Consider the following 15,892-nt stretch of genomic DNA (forward strand, 5'->3'; position numbering starts at 1 on the left):
TATTCAAGCTTTACACATGCTCAGCCACCAGTACTACGATTTGAGCGTTTTCAACTCTTTTCTAAACTGAGGGTCTGTCATCACCCTCAAATCAAATTCATTCAAATGAGCTTGCAATTGGCTGTTCTCCTCTGGAGTCAAGTTGTTGAAAAAGATCGCTAGCGCTGTTTTGTTTCCTTGTTTATCAGTGGCGTAAAAAGCCTGTGTCAAGATGTACAAAGTGGACCCGCCTTTTAATCCAGCGTGTGAGAGCCATTCATTGTTTCCTGGGATTTCCATTATCTGCTCCATCACCGGAATCAAATACTTGTATGTTTTCTTCGAATAATATGAGCGGTTGTTAAGCTTTTTCATCACCGAAACATATTCACTTGTAGTAGATGAAATAAATCGGTCTGAAAACATACGGTCCAACTCGATATCATACCAAGAAGCGATATCCGCTTCTTTTATATACCTTTGATCCCGATCATGCATAAGTTGGGCAAAGACCTTCTCAGCCCAACGACGATGCTCTTGCAATGACATGCTACGCATCTTCTTTTTGATTTTAGGCATTGCTTCTTGGATGGACTGATCTGAAAAATACGTTTTCCAAATTTCATACGGAATCAAAAGAGATAGATAGAACGGATAGATGGGTTGATGCTTGTTTAATCCCAACTCTCTAAACGTTTGGTTAATTTGATCAATCGACAGCCGCTCCATCAGATATTCGGTATTGGCATTCGAGCTGAAACCAATCATGCCTTTGGCCACTTCTTCCAGCGAAACCGTTCCGTTGATGATTAAGTTGTTATCTTTCAAATGTTGCAACCATTGTGCTTGAGCGCCGCCATCCAAATCCGGGATCGCGTATTTGTCCAATTCAGTTAAAGGAATCCGCTCATTGGGATTGATTTTGCCTTTTGCAGCTTGTTTAGCATAAGTAACAGCAACAATGATTTTGACGGTGCTGGCCAAAGGCATCAGCTTGGATGAACGGTGCTTGACCACATTCTTCCCATTATATGACACTACCAACGAAGATTTGTGAGGATTTTTTTTGATGAATTGCAAAATTTGACGAGCGCCGTCGTCCTCTTCCTTGATCGCGGGGCTCGCCGCTTCAGCTATGTTTGCAAACGCCACGGTGACAAGCAAAGAAGCGGTTAAACACAGATGCCAAACCTTTCTCAACATTGTTTCACTCCATTCGCAATATATCGTAATTTTATCTCGCAGAGAAAAGGGGGAAAAGCTCCCCCTCTGGTGACTAGGCAACCTCAGATGCCGCTACTGCTACCGCCACAGCTGCTGCTACTGCAACTACTGCTGCTACTGCAACTACTGCTGCTACTACTGCAACTACTGCTACTACAACTGTTGCTACTGCAATTACTCCCACCATCGCTGTAATCACTGCCGGAATGGCCATCATGGTGGTGATCGTTTTTGTCATCCTGATCATCAGTATCAAACAGGAAAAAAGGCGTCGGACTAGATGAAGAAGAGTAATAGGCGCGGCCACCATGCTGTCTTTTCCGCTTTTTCTTTTTGTTCTTCTTCACATTCATCCAAATAATCAATCCGATGATACCAAACCATATCCAAAAAAAGGAGTTAAACATAATTTCTATGAGTTCCATTGCACTATGCCCCCCCCTTTTAAGGTATCCCTTCCCGCAAGCCTACCACGCTGCAATAGACTCTAACAAACTGAGCATAGTACTATTTTCCTTTTTAACGACAAGCACAAACCTATATGTGCGCTTGCCTGGCAAGTTTGGCGATCTTGACATTCTGTTGTATACTATTAGGCAGGTTGTTTTCTCAGGAATCATGGAAAGGAAGCAGGTGGATCAAACATGACCACACCACAAAACGATTATCGCATTCTCTTATATTATAAATATGTTGAAATCAAGGATCCCATCGCTTTCGCAGATGAACATCGGGCCTTTTGCCAAGAGTTAGGAGTAAAAGGACGCATCCTTATCGCATCAGAAGGGATCAACGGCACACTGTCCGGCACCGTCGAGCAAACGAAACGGTACATGGAGTATATGCACGCCCATCCACTGTTCCATGACATGCCGTTTAAAGTGGACGAATATCATAAACATGCCTTTAAAAAGCTGTTTGTGCGCCCGAAGAAAGAATTGGTGACCTGGCGGCTGAAAAAAGACGTGAAACCTTACCAAAAAACAGGCAAACGCTTGACACCGAAAGAATTTTACAACATGTTGCAGCGTGACGATGTGATTGTCATAGATGGGCGCAATAATTATGAATACGACTTGGGCCACTTCCGCGGCGCCATCCGCCCTGACGTGAACACCACCCGTGAATTCCCAGAATGGATTCGCAACAACTTAAAAGATTACAAAGACAAAACCATCCTCACTTACTGCACGGGCGGCATTCGCTGTGAAAAATTGACAGCCTTCATGCTGGAAGAAGGCTTCAAAGATGTCTACCAATTGGATGGGGGCATTGTCACCTACGGCAAAGACCCCGAAGTCAAAGGGCAACTGTGGGATGGCAAGTGCTATGTCTTTGACGAACGGATTTCGGTGCCGATCAACCAAGTGGAGGAAACCGTCGTCGGGAAATGCTATCACTGCGGCAATCCGACAGACCGTTACATCAACTGCGAATACGACATGTGCCACAAACAACACCTTTGTTGTGATGCATGTGAAGAAATTCATCAAGGATACTGCTCCAAAGAATGCGTGGAACAAGACATGGTCAAATACGAAGCGTAAACTAGTACACCAAAACTGCCTCTTCTCAATATGGGAAGAGGCCGTTTATATATGCGCGCTCATCCTTCGCTCAGCGCTCGCATAAATTGGTTACCGGCTTGATCTAAGTCGCCATCTAGCGGGAAATTCAACACGCGAACCTGAATGCCGCTCACTCCCACCGCCAGCTTGGCCGTCCGCGCCCTGCCCGGATAGACGAGCACCGCTTCTTTGCATCCTTTGGCAGCGGCATAGGCCGTCAATTGAAACAAGTCGGCATTCTTTGGTTCACGATCCCGCTTGTACTTAAGATCAACCAACCAATGGGCAGTCCACGGTTCGCGTCGATAAATAAGCGCATCCATCACCCATGTCCGCTTGGAAGAAATGGATGCCGCCTCTTGCGCGACCAATTGAAACTGCTCAGGTAGATTCCGTTTCAACCACTCCGTCACAAACCGTTCGTATAAACGGGGCATGTTAAGGGCAAACGGAGTAAAAATGCGATCACCACGCACATGCGAAGGGCCTGATGTATCCAACAAAAACTGGCATAATGTATGCATCGGCGCGTAATCACGATTCAGCCGGTGATAATTTCGATTCGCGCAATCCGCTGCCGTATACCGCCTCAAAGAAACGCCTGCCTCCATAGCTTGATACGCTTTGCGCACAGCGGATAATACCTCAGGCCGTTGACAATAGCCACTCTTCATCACGTGATGCAACGTCCACAGAATGATTTGATTCTCCTCGTTGTCTACAACCATTTCTTCAAACGCACATGCGAACCCCGGCCTAGCTGGATGGCGCGGTAAATCCCCCGCTCGCCAACGTCCCCTGATGTATGGCAAAACTTCTTCTCTAGCCACATATGCCTGATAAAATCCCTGTCGCGCCCGCCGCAACACTCGGACAGCCAGCGACTCCACCACCCGCTCATAAAAGCCTGGCAAAGAAGCTACCTCGGCTCGTCCTTCAAAGAGGCGCAAGCTTTTCAGATCATAGGCCACCTCCAGCATCTGAAACAAATTGGTTACCGGAACCTTGGGCCGCACATATATGCCCCGTCCCCCCGCAAGCGGCATATAACCGACCCATCCTTTCGCTCGGATTCGCCAGCGATCGTTTGTTTTAGGCGACGGAAATTCGACATCCAACCACCGGGAGTACCGTCGGCAAATCTCCTCCCCCACTTCCGGCGGCAACTCCTCATGTCCAAATTCACAAACGGTTTCCTCCTCCAGCTCCAGCCACTGCACGACGCTCATGGAAGAAGGCGCCCTTTCACCCGTTCCCAGCAGTACGAGGCGGCTGTGTCCGGTTGATCAAACAACACGTCCTCCAAGTAAGGTTCAACTTCCCATTTCCATATCTCTTCCAATTCTTCGGCTAAATTCTCCACCATAAAATAAGAAATGCCAAGCGCGAAAGAAGGATCGCTCACACGCTCATTGATTTCCTGTAACAATTGGATCAGCCCTTCAACGTCATTATCCCGGAGGCGGTGGAATCGGCGCAGCTGTTCATACTGTGGCGACAATCGAATAAAAGCGAACCGCCGGCGCAAGGCCACATCCAACAGCGCGATGGAACGGTCAGCCGTATTCATCGTGCCGATCAGCCGCACACCTTCCGGGATGGAAAATCGGTTTCCACCAGCCAACGGGATTTCGGTTTCCCTATATTCCAAAGTGAGCATAAGCTCCCCTAGCACGCGGGCCAGATGAGCACGATTAATTTCATCAATGACCATCACACATGTACCACCACAACGCCGGGCCCGCTCACAAAATTCCAAGAAGCGCCCCGGAACCAGCTCAACCTTTTGCTTGCCCTCCTCCGTCACCACCGGGCGAATCCCTTGGATGAAATCTTCATATGCATAGTTGGGATGAAACTGCACCATCTCATAAAAGCCATTCCCCTCGCTCGTAAGCAAACGGGCCAAGCGCTCAGCGACATATGTTTTGCCTGTGCCCGGAGGCCCTCCAAAAATTACTTGGCCTTTGCGCTGGATAGCACGAAGCCAACGATTTACTTCTTGTTCAGCATAGCCAGTGTCCGCACAAAAATCGGCCAAGCTGTAACGAGGGGCGGCCTTTGCCATCATCCCTCTCCGCTCAGACAAGGCCAGCCGCAAGAGTTGTTGGTATTGTGCAGGGGTCGCCTGAAAGTTAGTCCCTTGCATGCCCACGTTCAACCCCGCCAATTCCGGATCTGCTTCCGTCGTCTTCCGCAAAATGGGCGTTGCGGTCAAATCTAAGTCAATCTCTATTTCACATCGGTCCCACGCTTCCGGCAAGTCATCCGCATGAAAATAGTCCGCTTCCACCATCTCCCCCCATCCTTTGAACACCTCTGTCCGCACCGTTGCCAGGGCGTAACATCCCGCTTCACTCCCCGTCATCCACATGATCACCTTGTCGCCCTTTTTGATGCGTTGCTTATGCGCCGTCACTTTCCACGTCTTCAAATGATTTCGCCGTACCGCTTGTTTCAAATCATACAAGCGGGGATTGCATTGAAACACCCAATGGCGGGGGCGCGCAAATAGCATGCTCACTTCCGGTTGCAGGGTGCGAATTCTGTACAAAACATCAGCGGGGATGAAATACGTGCGGCCAGGCGGCGGATTGGTGCATTCCGCACAAGCGGCGATCAATGCATCCAACAACACGGGTGGATGCTCTTCAAACTGTTTTATGTACACTGTCACCGGATGGCCGCTTTGGGGGGCCTCGTCTACCACCAACAACACTTCCTTGATTTGATGCTTTGTGCCGCGGGTGTGGCACAAGAGCAAGTCACCAGATTGTATCTGTTGGATTATCGGGTCGAAGCCAGGCTTCGCAATTGACAAGCGGCTGATTTTTCTTTCAACGGGCTCCTCTACAAAAGTGGACGACTCCACCAACCACACCTGCCTCCACTCTTCTGGCGGAGACGGATAGATTCGCAACTCGCACTCCGCTTCCACGTTCCGTCCACGATGCTGTGCGCTCATCCTGCCTCAACTCTCCCATCCGTTTCTCAATGATCTCATATGAGTTAGCAAGAACATTTTAAATTAAAACAACTCCTTGCTCAAATAAAGAACCACCCGTCTTTGAAACATATGGCGGGGTATACCATGTCAACGGATACAATGATCCTTGCCATAACAAATTAAAGCTGATACGATCAAACTGAACGGTCAGTGGAATATAAACCATTTGACAACCAGGCATGAAACATCTTGTCACAGGAGGCTTGTCATGTCGTTCATTCATCTTTCCCTCGATCTGACCACTATTGATGCTACCACAATCTCTCCAAAACCGCTTGAACCGCCATACCATCTCTTCACGCTCGCGCAGGCGGGAGACAACGAAATGACCAGACGCGCCCTCTATCCCTTAGTGCGTGAAGGGGTGTTGGATGACCCCGGATGTCGTAGCGGAGAGTTTGAGAGTTATGAAGACTTTGTCACACGCATTTATCCAACCTCTTACTGGCCACACAGGGAAACGACTTTGCTCATCTCACATGGCCAAAAGTGGATCGCGCTAAGCACGCTGGCCATTGATGGAACGTGCGCCCGCACTGGGCTGACGGTCGTGTCCAAAGCATACCGGGGCACCGGAATGGCTACGATCTTAAAACAACATTTGCTTCACATCTGCTTGGCCAAAGGCGTGCAACGGGTGGAAACCCGAGTCGCCCATATAAACAAGCCCATGCTCGCAATCAACACCAAATTGGGCTTTGTGGCTATCCAAGATCATTCCGACTCCAGTTAAGGCTGTTTGTCTGCTGGTTTTTGACAAAGGCTCTTACCTAAAAGTAAGAGCCTTGCTCATCTATCCTATTTGATTCGTTTGGCCTCGCTCTTGACGTTGTCCGGCACGTCTACTTGGTTCGAACTCGCTTTTTTCCATGACATCTTCATGGCGATTTTATTCTCGGGATAATAAGTTTCCATCCAAATTTCTTTCACTTGATATGTCTTCTTGTCTATTGTCAACTTTTGGCGCATCTCCATCAATTCGATATCGGTTGGAGCCGGATTTTCCTCATTGGGAAATAGACTGTACGCCTCCAGTTTCCGCAAGCGCTCTTGCAAGGCTAGCCGTTCAGGTTCCGGTGCCTTCCACTCCAAGCGGAAGACGTTCCCATCATCCGTCAATTCAATATCGCCTGAATATTTTTTGGTATAAGCCAAGTATCGGGGCAGATGCGGAAGATAACCGGGAAGTGGATAGATTTGCACGATGTAAGGCAAGTCCATGGCCGCATAAGAATACCATTTCGCTTCCGATGTCACCATCAATTTCTCAAAGACATCATTCCCGCTGACATACCCTTCCAAGGGAATTTGCATGCCTTCATCTAAACCGGAAATATGCATCTTGTTTTGAGAGAAATCAGCCGCCACTGTCGCATAAAACCCTTTTCCCTCCAAGCGGTATGTATTCTGCGGATTTTCTTGCAAAGCCCGCTCCGCTTTTTCCACAATCCCGACAATCTGTTTCGTCGCTTGTCCCGGAGCAGTTGTCGTTCCGTCCCCAAACGAAAACGAACTGCAACCGGTCAATCCCACTACCGCCAATGACAATAACAACGCCCATCGTTTTATGAGCAAGAAAGGCACCCCTTTCACAAGGATTGCTGACATCTTGCATCATAACATGAACAGGGAGAAAAACCCACCCTTTGTCCCTCCCACTGATGAAAAACATGGTAAAATGGGAATGGTTGATCGCCCTTTCACGCCATATTCGGCTTGCGGACTTGTTGTTTCCGTCATGCTGGCCTGATCGCCAACATATGTACTTGCCAGGGGGTGAACCACCATGATTGTGTCGCGCAAACTACCAGAAAGCATTAATCGAATCGTAGGCCAGTTTCCAGAAGAGGTGCAAGATTTCTTCCTGGAAATGATCAGCGCCGACCGATCTAAACAAACGATAGCCAATTATGCTTATGACTTTGCTCTTTTTTTTGATTTTTTAACCACGCGCGGCAAAACCATTCACCAAGTCGACGCCATGACCCTTAAACGTTTTTTCCGTCATATTGAAAACGGGTATGAGCGCACCGTACATATTAAAATGAAGAAAAAAGATCCCATTACGGGAGAAATGAAAGAAGTCTGGGTAGAACGCACGCATTTCCGCGAAAACTCGCGTAGCGGCAAACAGCGCAAACGCGCATCCCTCCGCTCGCTGTTCCGGTTTCTGGTGAAATCCCATGTTCTCGACCGCGACCCGATGGAAGAATATGAAGATGCGACGCTCAAATCACGCGCCCGCTCCAAAGTGCCAGTATTTCTGACCAAGGAGGAAGCACTCAGGCTCATCCAAGCAGTCCATCACTACCACCAAAAGAAAAACACCAAAAGCCCCAATTGGATTGAAACGCGGGATCTCGCCATCATCCTGATGTTTTTAAACACAGGCATGCGCGTTTCCGAGTTGATTAACCTGAATCTGAATAGTATTCAAACGGATGGGCAGGTGTACCGCATCATCATCATCGGCAAAGGCGGCAAAGAGCGCATGTTGAAATTAAACGGCAACGCTATGGACGCCCTCAAAGCCTACTTGGAACGGCGGCCCAAAGACCCGGTACCGCCAGAACATCAATACGCCTTGTTCCTCAATAAAAATTACCAACGGATCAGCCGCAAAGGCATTTCTGAAATCATCAAGAAATACGTACGCGAAGCCAATCTTCCACCCAAAGCCGCCAATATCTCTCCTCACAAATTGCGCCATACGCTAGCTACTTTGCTCCTCTCCAACGGCGAAAATTTGCGTGTGGTGCAGGAGATTTTGGGCCATTCCAGCATCCAGACCACCCAAATCTATACCCACGTCATCAACACCGAAAAAGATGACGCGCTGGATCGATTGGACCGAATGCTGTGATCAGTGGTTTCGTGCGTTTTTACACCAATTCAAGAACAAACATTCTACCAAATGTTTGTTCTTTTTTCTTTCTTCATGTATACTAAGAATAAGATAAAAAGGCTCGTGAACGCTTACAATCAGGGGAGATGAAAAACATGAGCAAACTTTCTCCACGCCAGCAGGCCATTCTTAACTACATACAAAAAAACGTTCTCGAAAAAGGATATCCGCCTTCAGTGCGAGAAATTGGCGAAGCAGTTGGCCTCGCTTCCAGCTCCACCGTCCATGGTCATCTGGCGCGGTTAGAAAAAAAAGGCTATATCCGGCGCGATCCGACAAAACCACGCGCTATCGAATTGCTTAAACGGGCTGAGCTGCCTACTAAAGCCCAAGTGGACACCGTTTTTGTCCCTATCGTCGGCAAAGTAACCGCGGGTGAACCGATCACCGCGATTGAAAATATTGAAGACTATTATCCCTTGCCACGCCGCCTCGTCGGTGATGAACAGACCGTTTTCCTGTTATCTGTGCGGGGCGAAAGCATGATTAACGCCGGCATCCTTGATGGAGACCACGTGGTCGTGCGCCAGCAACCGACGGCCAACAACGGCGACATCGTTGTCGCCATGACCCCAGACGGGGAAGCGACCGTCAAGCGCTTCTTCCGGGAACCAGATCACATTCGCCTGCAACCGGAAAACGACCAGCTTGAACCTATTCGCTTGCCAGAAGTCACCATCTTGGGCAAAGTCATCAGCTTGATCCGCGAAGTGATGTAAACCCGGACTATAAGAAAAGCACTGGTGATCGATTCATCACCAGTGCTTTTTTTGCTTTACGCCTGATCTTTTACAAACTTTTCGATGCGGTCAAGCGCTTGCTCCAACTGCTCCATGGAAGTCGCATAGGAGATCCGGATATGATCGTTAGAGCCGAAACCAGAGCCTGGAACCACGGCAACCAATGCTTTTTCCAACAATGCAGCAGACCATTCGTCAGGGTTTGCATACTTGCCGGAATGGTTTAATGCCTCGCGGATGTTGATAAAAGCGTAAAACGCCCCCGCCGGCATTTGGCAATGGAATCCGGAGATCGCATTCACGCGACGCACCACATAATCGCGGCGCTCTTTGAATGCCCGCTTCATTTCCGCCACCGGTTCATGCGTACCTTGGAGTGCGGCAATAGCTGCATATTGCGCGATGGATGTCGGGTTGGAGGTGCTATGATCAGACAGGCCCGACATCGCTTTGATCAGCTCTGCCGGTCCCGCCGCATAGCCAATCCGCCAGCCGGTCATCGAATACGTTTTTGACACCCCGTTGATGATCACGGTTCGTCGATACAGCTCATCGCTCAAACTAGCTATGCTCACATGCTTTTCATCGCCGTAAATCAAATGCTCATAAATTTCGTCCGACACCACGAGGATATCATGTTTTACGCACACTTCCCCGATCGCGCGCAATTCCTCTGCGGTGTACAACATGCCGGTTGGATTGGACGGGCTGTTAAGCAACAATGCCTTGGTTCGGTCAGTGACAGCCGCTTCCAATTGAGCCGGAGTGATTTTGAACTGATTTTCTTCTTTGCCTTCTACAACCACCGGCACCCCTCCGGCCAGCTTCACCTGTTCAAGGTAGCTCACCCAGTATGGGGCAGGAACGATCACTTCATCCCCTTCATCCAACAAAGCTTGGAACAAGTTGTACAAGGCATGCTTCGCACCGACCGTCACAATGATTTGATTCGGCTCATAGGTCAGACCATTATCTCGTTTAAATTTCTCGATAATCGCCTGCTTCAGCTCAACCACACCACTGGAAGGCGTGTATTTCGTCAAACCTTTGTGCATCGCTTCCTCGGCCGCTTGCAGGATATGTACGGGTGTGTTGAAGTCAGGCTCACCCGCACCCAAGCCGATCACATCATGGCCAGCTTGTTTCAATGCTTTGGCTTTGGCAGTGATAGCGAGTGTTGGGGATGGGGCCAATTGTTGGACGCGTTTGGATAATTTCAACGTGAGAACCTCCCTCTTCAAAAACAAGATCCCATCCACATCATCTTATCATGGTTAAACAGGCTTAGACCAGTTCTTTTGTCTCGCGGGCGATCATCAGTTCTTCGTTGGTCGGGATCACCAACACTTCCACTTTGGAAGCCGGAGTGCTGATGCGGCGTTCCTCTTTTTTGCGGATCGCGTTTTCTTCTTTGTCGATCTCAATGCCGAAGAAGCTCAGCCCTTCACATACCCGTTCGCGAATCAATGAGGCGTTTTCTCCTACACCTGCGGTGAAAAGCAACACATCCAGCCCATCCATCGCAGCCACATAAGAGCCGATCACTTTTTTGATCTTGTAGATGTACATATCAATCGCCAGCTTGGCTTGGCTGTTGCCATCAAACATCGCTTCCGTCACTTCGCGCATGTCCGAAGAGATGCCTGACACGCCCAACAGGCCGCTGTGCTTGTTCATCATCGAGCTCACTTCACCGATGGTCAATTCTTCTTTAGCGATCACAAACGGTACAATGGCTGGGTCGATATCCCCCGAGCGCGTGCCCATCATCAAGCCTTCAAGCGGGGTCATGCCCATGCTGGTATCCACTGATTTCCCGCCCTGAACGGCAGTGATGCTCGCACCGTTACCGATGTGGCAAGAAATGATTTTAAGATCGGCCAGCGGCTTGCCAAGGAATTCCGCCGCCCGTTGCGACACGTATTTGTGCGAAGTGCCATGGAAACCGTACCGACGCACTTTGTATTTTTGATATAGAATCCGAGGCAAAGCATACATATAGGCATAATCAGGCATCGTCTGATGGAATGCCGTATCAAATACCGCCACATGGGTAGCGTGAGGCAGTTGCGCTTGAGCCGCGTCGATTCCCAATAAGTTGGGGGGATTGTGGAGTGGAGCCAGATCAATCGTCTGGCGGATCGCTTGCCGCACTTGGCTGTCGATTACGACGGAACGGGAAAAGAACTCCCCACCGTGCACGACGCGATGGCCCACGGCTGCCACTTCATCCGCACTTTGAATGACGCCTTCTTCTTTGTCCATCAACAAGTCCAACACTTTTTTCATGCCCACGCGATGGTCGAGGATCTCGCTGATTAGCACCTTTTCTTCCGCACCAGGAACTTCATGTTTGATCATCGCTGATTCAGTACCAATCTTCTCAACCAATCCCGTCGCCAATACGGACTCATCAGTCATATCAAACAATTGGTATTTAATCGAGGAACTTCCGCAGTTGATCACCAATATCTTCATGCCTGGCCCTCCTTCATGATCCGTTCGCCGTCTTCGCTGTATTGGAAGAATCCTTCACCTGTTTTCACGCCCAAATGGCCAGCGCGTACCATTTTTTTCAACAGCGGAGCCGGGCGATATTTGGTGTCGCCAAATTCACGGTATAGGCGTTCCAGCGCCGCCAGCACAGAATCCAATCCGAAGCGATCCACCATCTCCAACGGGCCGTACTGGAATTGGTACGCTTTCATCGCCCGGTCGATATCGTAGGCGCTAGCCACCCCTTCCATCAATGTGTACACTGCCTCATTGATCAACAGACAGATCAAGCGGGTCGTCACAAAACCGGGTGATTCATACACCTCGATCCCGGTCATTTCCATTTGCGCCAACAAGTCGACCACCGTTTGTACCGTCTCTTGCGAAGTTTTCAATCCCCGCACAACTTCCACCAACGGGGTCTTTGGCACGGGATGCACAAAATGCAGACCGATCACTTTATCTGGCCGTTCCGTCGCAGCAGCGATCTCGGTCAAACTAAGAGTCGACGTGTTGCTGGCCAGGATCACTTCTGGTCGACACAACCGGTCGCACAGAGCAAACAATTCCAATTTGGCGTCGAGGTCTTCCACCACCGATTCAATTACGAAATCAACTTGTTTGAGGGCCTCCGTATCTGCCGTTACGTGAATCCGGGACAGCGTCATCTTTTTCTCGGCTGGTGTAATGCCCCATTTTGCCAATTTTTTATCCAAACTCATTTCAATATGATGATAAGCGTCTTTCGCCAGTTCATCATTTCTCTCAATCACCGTTGTTTCAATTCCCTTGGATGCCAAGAGCTCGGCGATGCCTTGTCCCATGGTTCCGCCGCCGATCACGGCGATGTGCTGAATATTTGCCACGAGTTCTTGCTCCTTTCGCTTAAATAACCTTGTCTATTGTAGCAGGTTCTCGCCGTCATAACGTTAACAATTTCCGAAAAACTATCTTAAAAGAGTACTTTTTCCTGTTATATGTATATAATTACATCCCTTCTCTCTATCTCTCCCTCTAGGTTGCTCCATCCTTATCCAAAATATATGCCCCTGCGGAAAGGATTCATGGACAATGCAAAAAAGCCTTGATAACGATTTATCAAGACACCTCGTAAACAAAGGTATGCGCCGGCCGCCTGTGATCGCTCCGCTGGGGGTGTGTTTGATCAGCCCTGAATTTTTCAGGCACACTAAAATGTGATAGGATACTGCAATGGACATGATTATAGCAGAAACGGGGTAAGGAAGCAAAGATGAATCCATACAAACAAACAATCGACGGGATCGGCACCACTTACTGGGCCGGAGTTGTTCTCCTGTCCATCCTGTATGTCGTGCTCTCCATGTTATCCAATCTCAGTTCACTTCGAATCATCAAGGTGTTCACGTTATCGATGGATGCTGGCTCACTATTCTATCCTTTGACTTTTGTACTGCGGGACATGCTCCATCAAAAAACAAATCTCACGCTGACCAACCGCGTGGTAGTGTATGCCGGATTAAGCAACTTTCTGATGTTCAGCATCATCTATGTCGTGTCAGTGTTGCCCGCTGATCCTGCTGTGGGTCCGCAAACGGCATTTGGCCAAGTATTGCTCCCCTCCATCCGGATCATCTTGGGGTCGGTCATCGCCGGGGTCACCGCCGAATTGTTGGATGGATTGATCTATCAAGCGGTGCAACGGCGGTTTGGAGAAAAACGGCGGTACTTGCGCGTCGTGCTCTCCAATGCCGTCTCTATTCCATTTGACACGGCCATCATGAGCACCATCGCATTTTATGGACTCATCGACAACGCGACACTCATCAGCGTCACATGGTCCAACATTTTGCTCAAATATGCCTTTTCGTTCATCCTATTGCCTCTCTTTTACCTGCGCATCGCGAAACGCCAGCTGGACGGATCGCACTAAAAAAGCGTCCGCTTGACTCATGCGGACGCTTTTTCACGTAACAACTGTCTAAATTCATCCCCGTTCAACACTTCTTCGCGCATCAGAATCGCGGTGCACTCCTCAATCAACGGCAGGTATGAAGCCAATTGTTGTTCCGTACGGGTTTGCAATTCATTCAAAATCTTGGTGGTCGTCTCATGCAACTCACTTTTTGCAATCAATTCAGCATCGATAATGCCGCGCTCAGATAGGCCACTTTGCACCAATCCCCGAGCATACCGATTCGCCTGCTCATAATCGTTTTGCGCTCCGGTACTCTTCGAGCCGAGCACCAATTGTTCTGCGGCGGCACCCGCCAGACAAACCCTAATCCGGCCTTCCAGCTCTTCTTTGGTATAAAGATAGCGATCCTGCCCCGGATGCTGCCGCACATAGCCGAGCGCCTGCCCGCGCGGAGACAGGGCAACAGAGGAGACAGAGCCCGGTTGCACTAGCTCTGCCATGATCGCATGGCCCAACTCGTGAATCGCCACCCGCAATTTTTCGTCGTGGGCGGCTTCTCGATCCGTCTTCTCCCCCATCATCACTTTATCGATAGCCGCCTGAAAATGCGCCGGCTCCAGCTGCTCACTTCCTTGGCGTAGCGCGTAAATGGCCGCTTCATTGGTCAAGCTTTCCAACTGCGCGCCGGAAAAACCAAAGGTGTCCTGTGCCACTTTGTCCAACGAGACATCCGGTGACAATGGTTTGTTTCGCGCATGTAGGGTAAGGATTTGCAAGCGAGCTTGTTTGTCCGGCAAATCCACGAGAATATGGCGGTCAAACCGGCCCGGGCGGAGCAAAGCGGGATCAAGCATTTCCTTGCGGTTGGTCGCGGCCATGACGAGCATGCGCACATCCCCATCCACATGAATGCCGTCCATCTCTGTCAACAATTGGTTCAAAGTCTGGTCATATTCACGTTGTTGGCCACCTTCCCGCTTACCGCCGATCACATCGATTTCGTCAATGAAGACAATGGCGCTTTTCTTGCGATTTTTTTTAGCCGCTTTACGGGCATCCTGAAACAAGCGGCGAATCCGCTGCGCCCCGACGCCAACATACTTCTCCACGAACTCACTGCCTGACGCGCTGACGAACACCGAATCCGTGTAATGCGCTGCTGCTTTGGCCATCAGCGTTTTCCCCGTTCCGGGCGGCCCAGCCAACAAAATTCCCTTGATCGGCCTGATGCCGTATGCCTCCATCCGCTCATGATACAACAAGAAATCAAGGGCTTCTTTCAGTTCCGTTTTGGCGTGTTCCTGACCGCCGATTTCCTCAAAGCGGGTAGTGGGAATCGTGGAACTTCCCTTGTTGTTAGCCGCTTTCTTTGCACCAAACGAGCCCTGCGATATCCGCCCGCCCTGCAAGGACGTCACCAGCCAAACCATGGCTAACAACACCACAAGTGGAAACGGATTTACCCCTAGAAAAATGAGAAAAAGGGCCACTGCCAAGCCAACACCTGTCATCAGATACAGGAACATCCCGATTCACCTCCCCTTTCTTTACGATGGCAACACTTCCGCCCGATCGGTTTGCAACGGCACCACTTGCCTCCAAGCTCGATTAGACTGTTGCAACTCCACATAGACAAAGCGTTCATCGATCCGCACTTCATAAGTCAACCTATGCTGCTGCGCCACCTGCTTGACGGCGTCCGGAATTAAGGTGTAGCGCTTGGTCGCCACTGCTTCGAGTAAGGCGAATTGCAAGTCGGACCACGCTTGTTCCAATTCCGGATGGCGTGGATTGTCCAACACCACGGTCAGCTTACGATGACCTGCTGTCTGTTCCAATTTGTCCAACAAACGTGGATAACGTTGAATAAAGTCATACGTAGAATCTATATGCAAATGAAGCCGGACTTCCGTCGGCATCACGTTGATCTTTGCCGGATGCAGGCCTGATTGCTGGTCGAAAGTCTGGTGAATGGGTTTTGTTACAAACCACCATTGACTGGCGAGAAAACCACCTATCAAGACCACCAGCGTGACCAACAAGCTGCCTACCAGCACTTTGGCTTGTCTCATCGGC

Annotated in this window: 14 protein-coding genes and 1 pseudogene; 5 read left to right on the plus strand and 10 right to left on the minus strand. The window is 49.6% G+C overall.

Going from position 1 to position 15,892, the window contains the following annotated elements; all coding sequences use genetic code 11:
* Positions 1 to 33: 33 nt before the first annotated feature.
* Positions 34 to 1,182 (minus strand): serine hydrolase, encoded by a 1,149-nt coding sequence (locus QQZ12_RS07990; RefSeq protein ID WP_284724232.1) that lies wholly within the window; start codon positions 1,180 to 1,182, stop codon positions 34 to 36.
* Between the two features lie 73 nt (positions 1,183 to 1,255).
* The gene (locus QQZ12_RS07995) at positions 1,256 to 1,441 is read right to left on the minus strand and encodes a hypothetical protein (RefSeq protein WP_284724233.1); all 186 of its coding nucleotides are present in this window, start codon (positions 1,439 to 1,441) and stop codon (positions 1,256 to 1,258) included.
* 406 nt (positions 1,442 to 1,847) lie between these two features.
* On the opposite strand from QQZ12_RS07995, the gene trhO reads away from it, so the two are divergent.
* Positions 1,848 to 2,750 carry an oxygen-dependent tRNA uridine(34) hydroxylase TrhO gene (gene trhO / locus QQZ12_RS08000; RefSeq protein WP_102992421.1) on the plus strand — a complete coding sequence of 301 codons (903 nt, stop codon included), beginning with the start codon at positions 1,848 to 1,850 and terminating at the stop codon, positions 2,748 to 2,750.
* A 59-nt stretch (positions 2,751 to 2,809) separates the two neighbouring features.
* Here the strand turns inward: trhO and QQZ12_RS08005 are convergent, their stop codons facing one another.
* Together QQZ12_RS08005 and QQZ12_RS08010 are read right to left on the minus strand one after the other, a co-directional pair.
* Positions 2,810 to 4,000 (minus strand): McrC family protein, encoded by a 1,191-nt coding sequence (locus QQZ12_RS08005; protein WP_102992420.1) that lies wholly within the window; start codon positions 3,998 to 4,000, stop codon positions 2,810 to 2,812.
* Positions 3,997 to 5,736, minus strand: coding sequence for an AAA family ATPase (locus tag QQZ12_RS08010; RefSeq protein ID WP_284724234.1), 1,740 nt, complete (start codon positions 5,734 to 5,736; stop codon positions 3,997 to 3,999). The genes QQZ12_RS08005 and QQZ12_RS08010 overlap by 4 nt, the downstream gene beginning before the upstream one ends.
* A gap of 250 nt (positions 5,737 to 5,986) precedes the next feature.
* On the opposite strand from QQZ12_RS08010, the gene QQZ12_RS08015 reads away from it, so the two are divergent.
* Positions 5,987 to 6,511 carry a GNAT family N-acetyltransferase gene (locus QQZ12_RS08015; RefSeq protein WP_102992418.1) on the plus strand — a complete coding sequence of 175 codons (525 nt, stop codon included), beginning with the start codon at positions 5,987 to 5,989 and terminating at the stop codon, positions 6,509 to 6,511.
* Between the two features lie 65 nt (positions 6,512 to 6,576).
* On the opposite strand, the gene QQZ12_RS08020 is transcribed toward QQZ12_RS08015, so the two are convergent.
* The gene (locus tag QQZ12_RS08020; RefSeq protein WP_123827438.1) at positions 6,577 to 7,353 is read right to left on the minus strand and encodes a hypothetical protein; all 777 of its coding nucleotides are present in this window, start codon (positions 7,351 to 7,353) and stop codon (positions 6,577 to 6,579) included.
* A gap of 211 nt (positions 7,354 to 7,564) precedes the next feature.
* On the opposite strand from QQZ12_RS08020, the gene QQZ12_RS08025 reads away from it, so the two are divergent.
* A complete protein-coding gene (locus tag QQZ12_RS08025; RefSeq protein ID WP_102992416.1) occupies positions 7,565 to 8,641 on the plus strand; it encodes a tyrosine-type recombinase/integrase in 1,077 nt (358 codons plus the stop codon).
* A 137-nt stretch (positions 8,642 to 8,778) separates the two neighbouring features.
* Positions 8,779 to 9,402, plus strand: coding sequence for a transcriptional repressor LexA (lexA, locus tag QQZ12_RS08030; protein ID WP_102992415.1), 624 nt, complete (start codon positions 8,779 to 8,781; stop codon positions 9,400 to 9,402).
* Positions 9,403 to 9,458: 56 nt separating this feature from the next.
* On the opposite strand, the gene QQZ12_RS08035 is transcribed toward lexA, so the two are convergent.
* From QQZ12_RS08035 to QQZ12_RS08045, 3 genes and pseudogenes are all read right to left on the minus strand, one after another.
* The gene (locus QQZ12_RS08035) at positions 9,459 to 10,643 is read right to left on the minus strand and encodes a pyridoxal phosphate-dependent aminotransferase (protein ID WP_102992414.1); all 1,185 of its coding nucleotides are present in this window, start codon (positions 10,641 to 10,643) and stop codon (positions 9,459 to 9,461) included.
* 64 nt (positions 10,644 to 10,707) lie between these two features.
* Positions 10,708 to 11,901, minus strand: coding sequence for an acetate/propionate family kinase (locus tag QQZ12_RS08040; protein WP_102992413.1), 1,194 nt, complete (start codon positions 11,899 to 11,901; stop codon positions 10,708 to 10,710).
* Positions 11,898 to 12,791: pseudogene (locus tag QQZ12_RS08045) on the minus strand (3-hydroxyacyl-CoA dehydrogenase family protein); the annotation flags it as partial. The pseudogene QQZ12_RS08045 and the gene QQZ12_RS08040, both read right to left, overlap by 4 nt.
* A gap of 380 nt (positions 12,792 to 13,171) precedes the next feature.
* On the opposite strand from QQZ12_RS08045, the gene QQZ12_RS08050 reads away from it, so the two are divergent.
* Positions 13,172 to 13,831: a queuosine precursor transporter gene (locus QQZ12_RS08050; RefSeq protein ID WP_106342932.1), complete on the plus strand. Its 660-nt coding sequence runs from the start codon at positions 13,172 to 13,174 to the stop codon at positions 13,829 to 13,831.
* 17 nt (positions 13,832 to 13,848) lie between these two features.
* On the opposite strand, the gene QQZ12_RS08055 is transcribed toward QQZ12_RS08050, so the two are convergent.
* Together QQZ12_RS08055 and QQZ12_RS08060 are read right to left on the minus strand one after the other, a co-directional pair.
* Positions 13,849 to 15,342 (minus strand): AAA family ATPase, encoded by a 1,494-nt coding sequence (locus tag QQZ12_RS08055; protein ID WP_102992411.1) that lies wholly within the window; start codon positions 15,340 to 15,342, stop codon positions 13,849 to 13,851.
* A gap of 21 nt (positions 15,343 to 15,363) precedes the next feature.
* Entirely contained in the window at positions 15,364 to 15,888 is a 525-nt protein-coding gene (locus QQZ12_RS08060; protein WP_284724236.1) for a hypothetical protein, read from the minus strand.
* Positions 15,889 to 15,892: the final 4 nt, after the last annotated feature.

The sequence above is a fragment of the Laceyella tengchongensis genome, from assembly GCF_900182735.1.
Lineage (GTDB): Bacteria > Bacillota > Bacilli > Thermoactinomycetales > Thermoactinomycetaceae > Laceyella > Laceyella tengchongensis.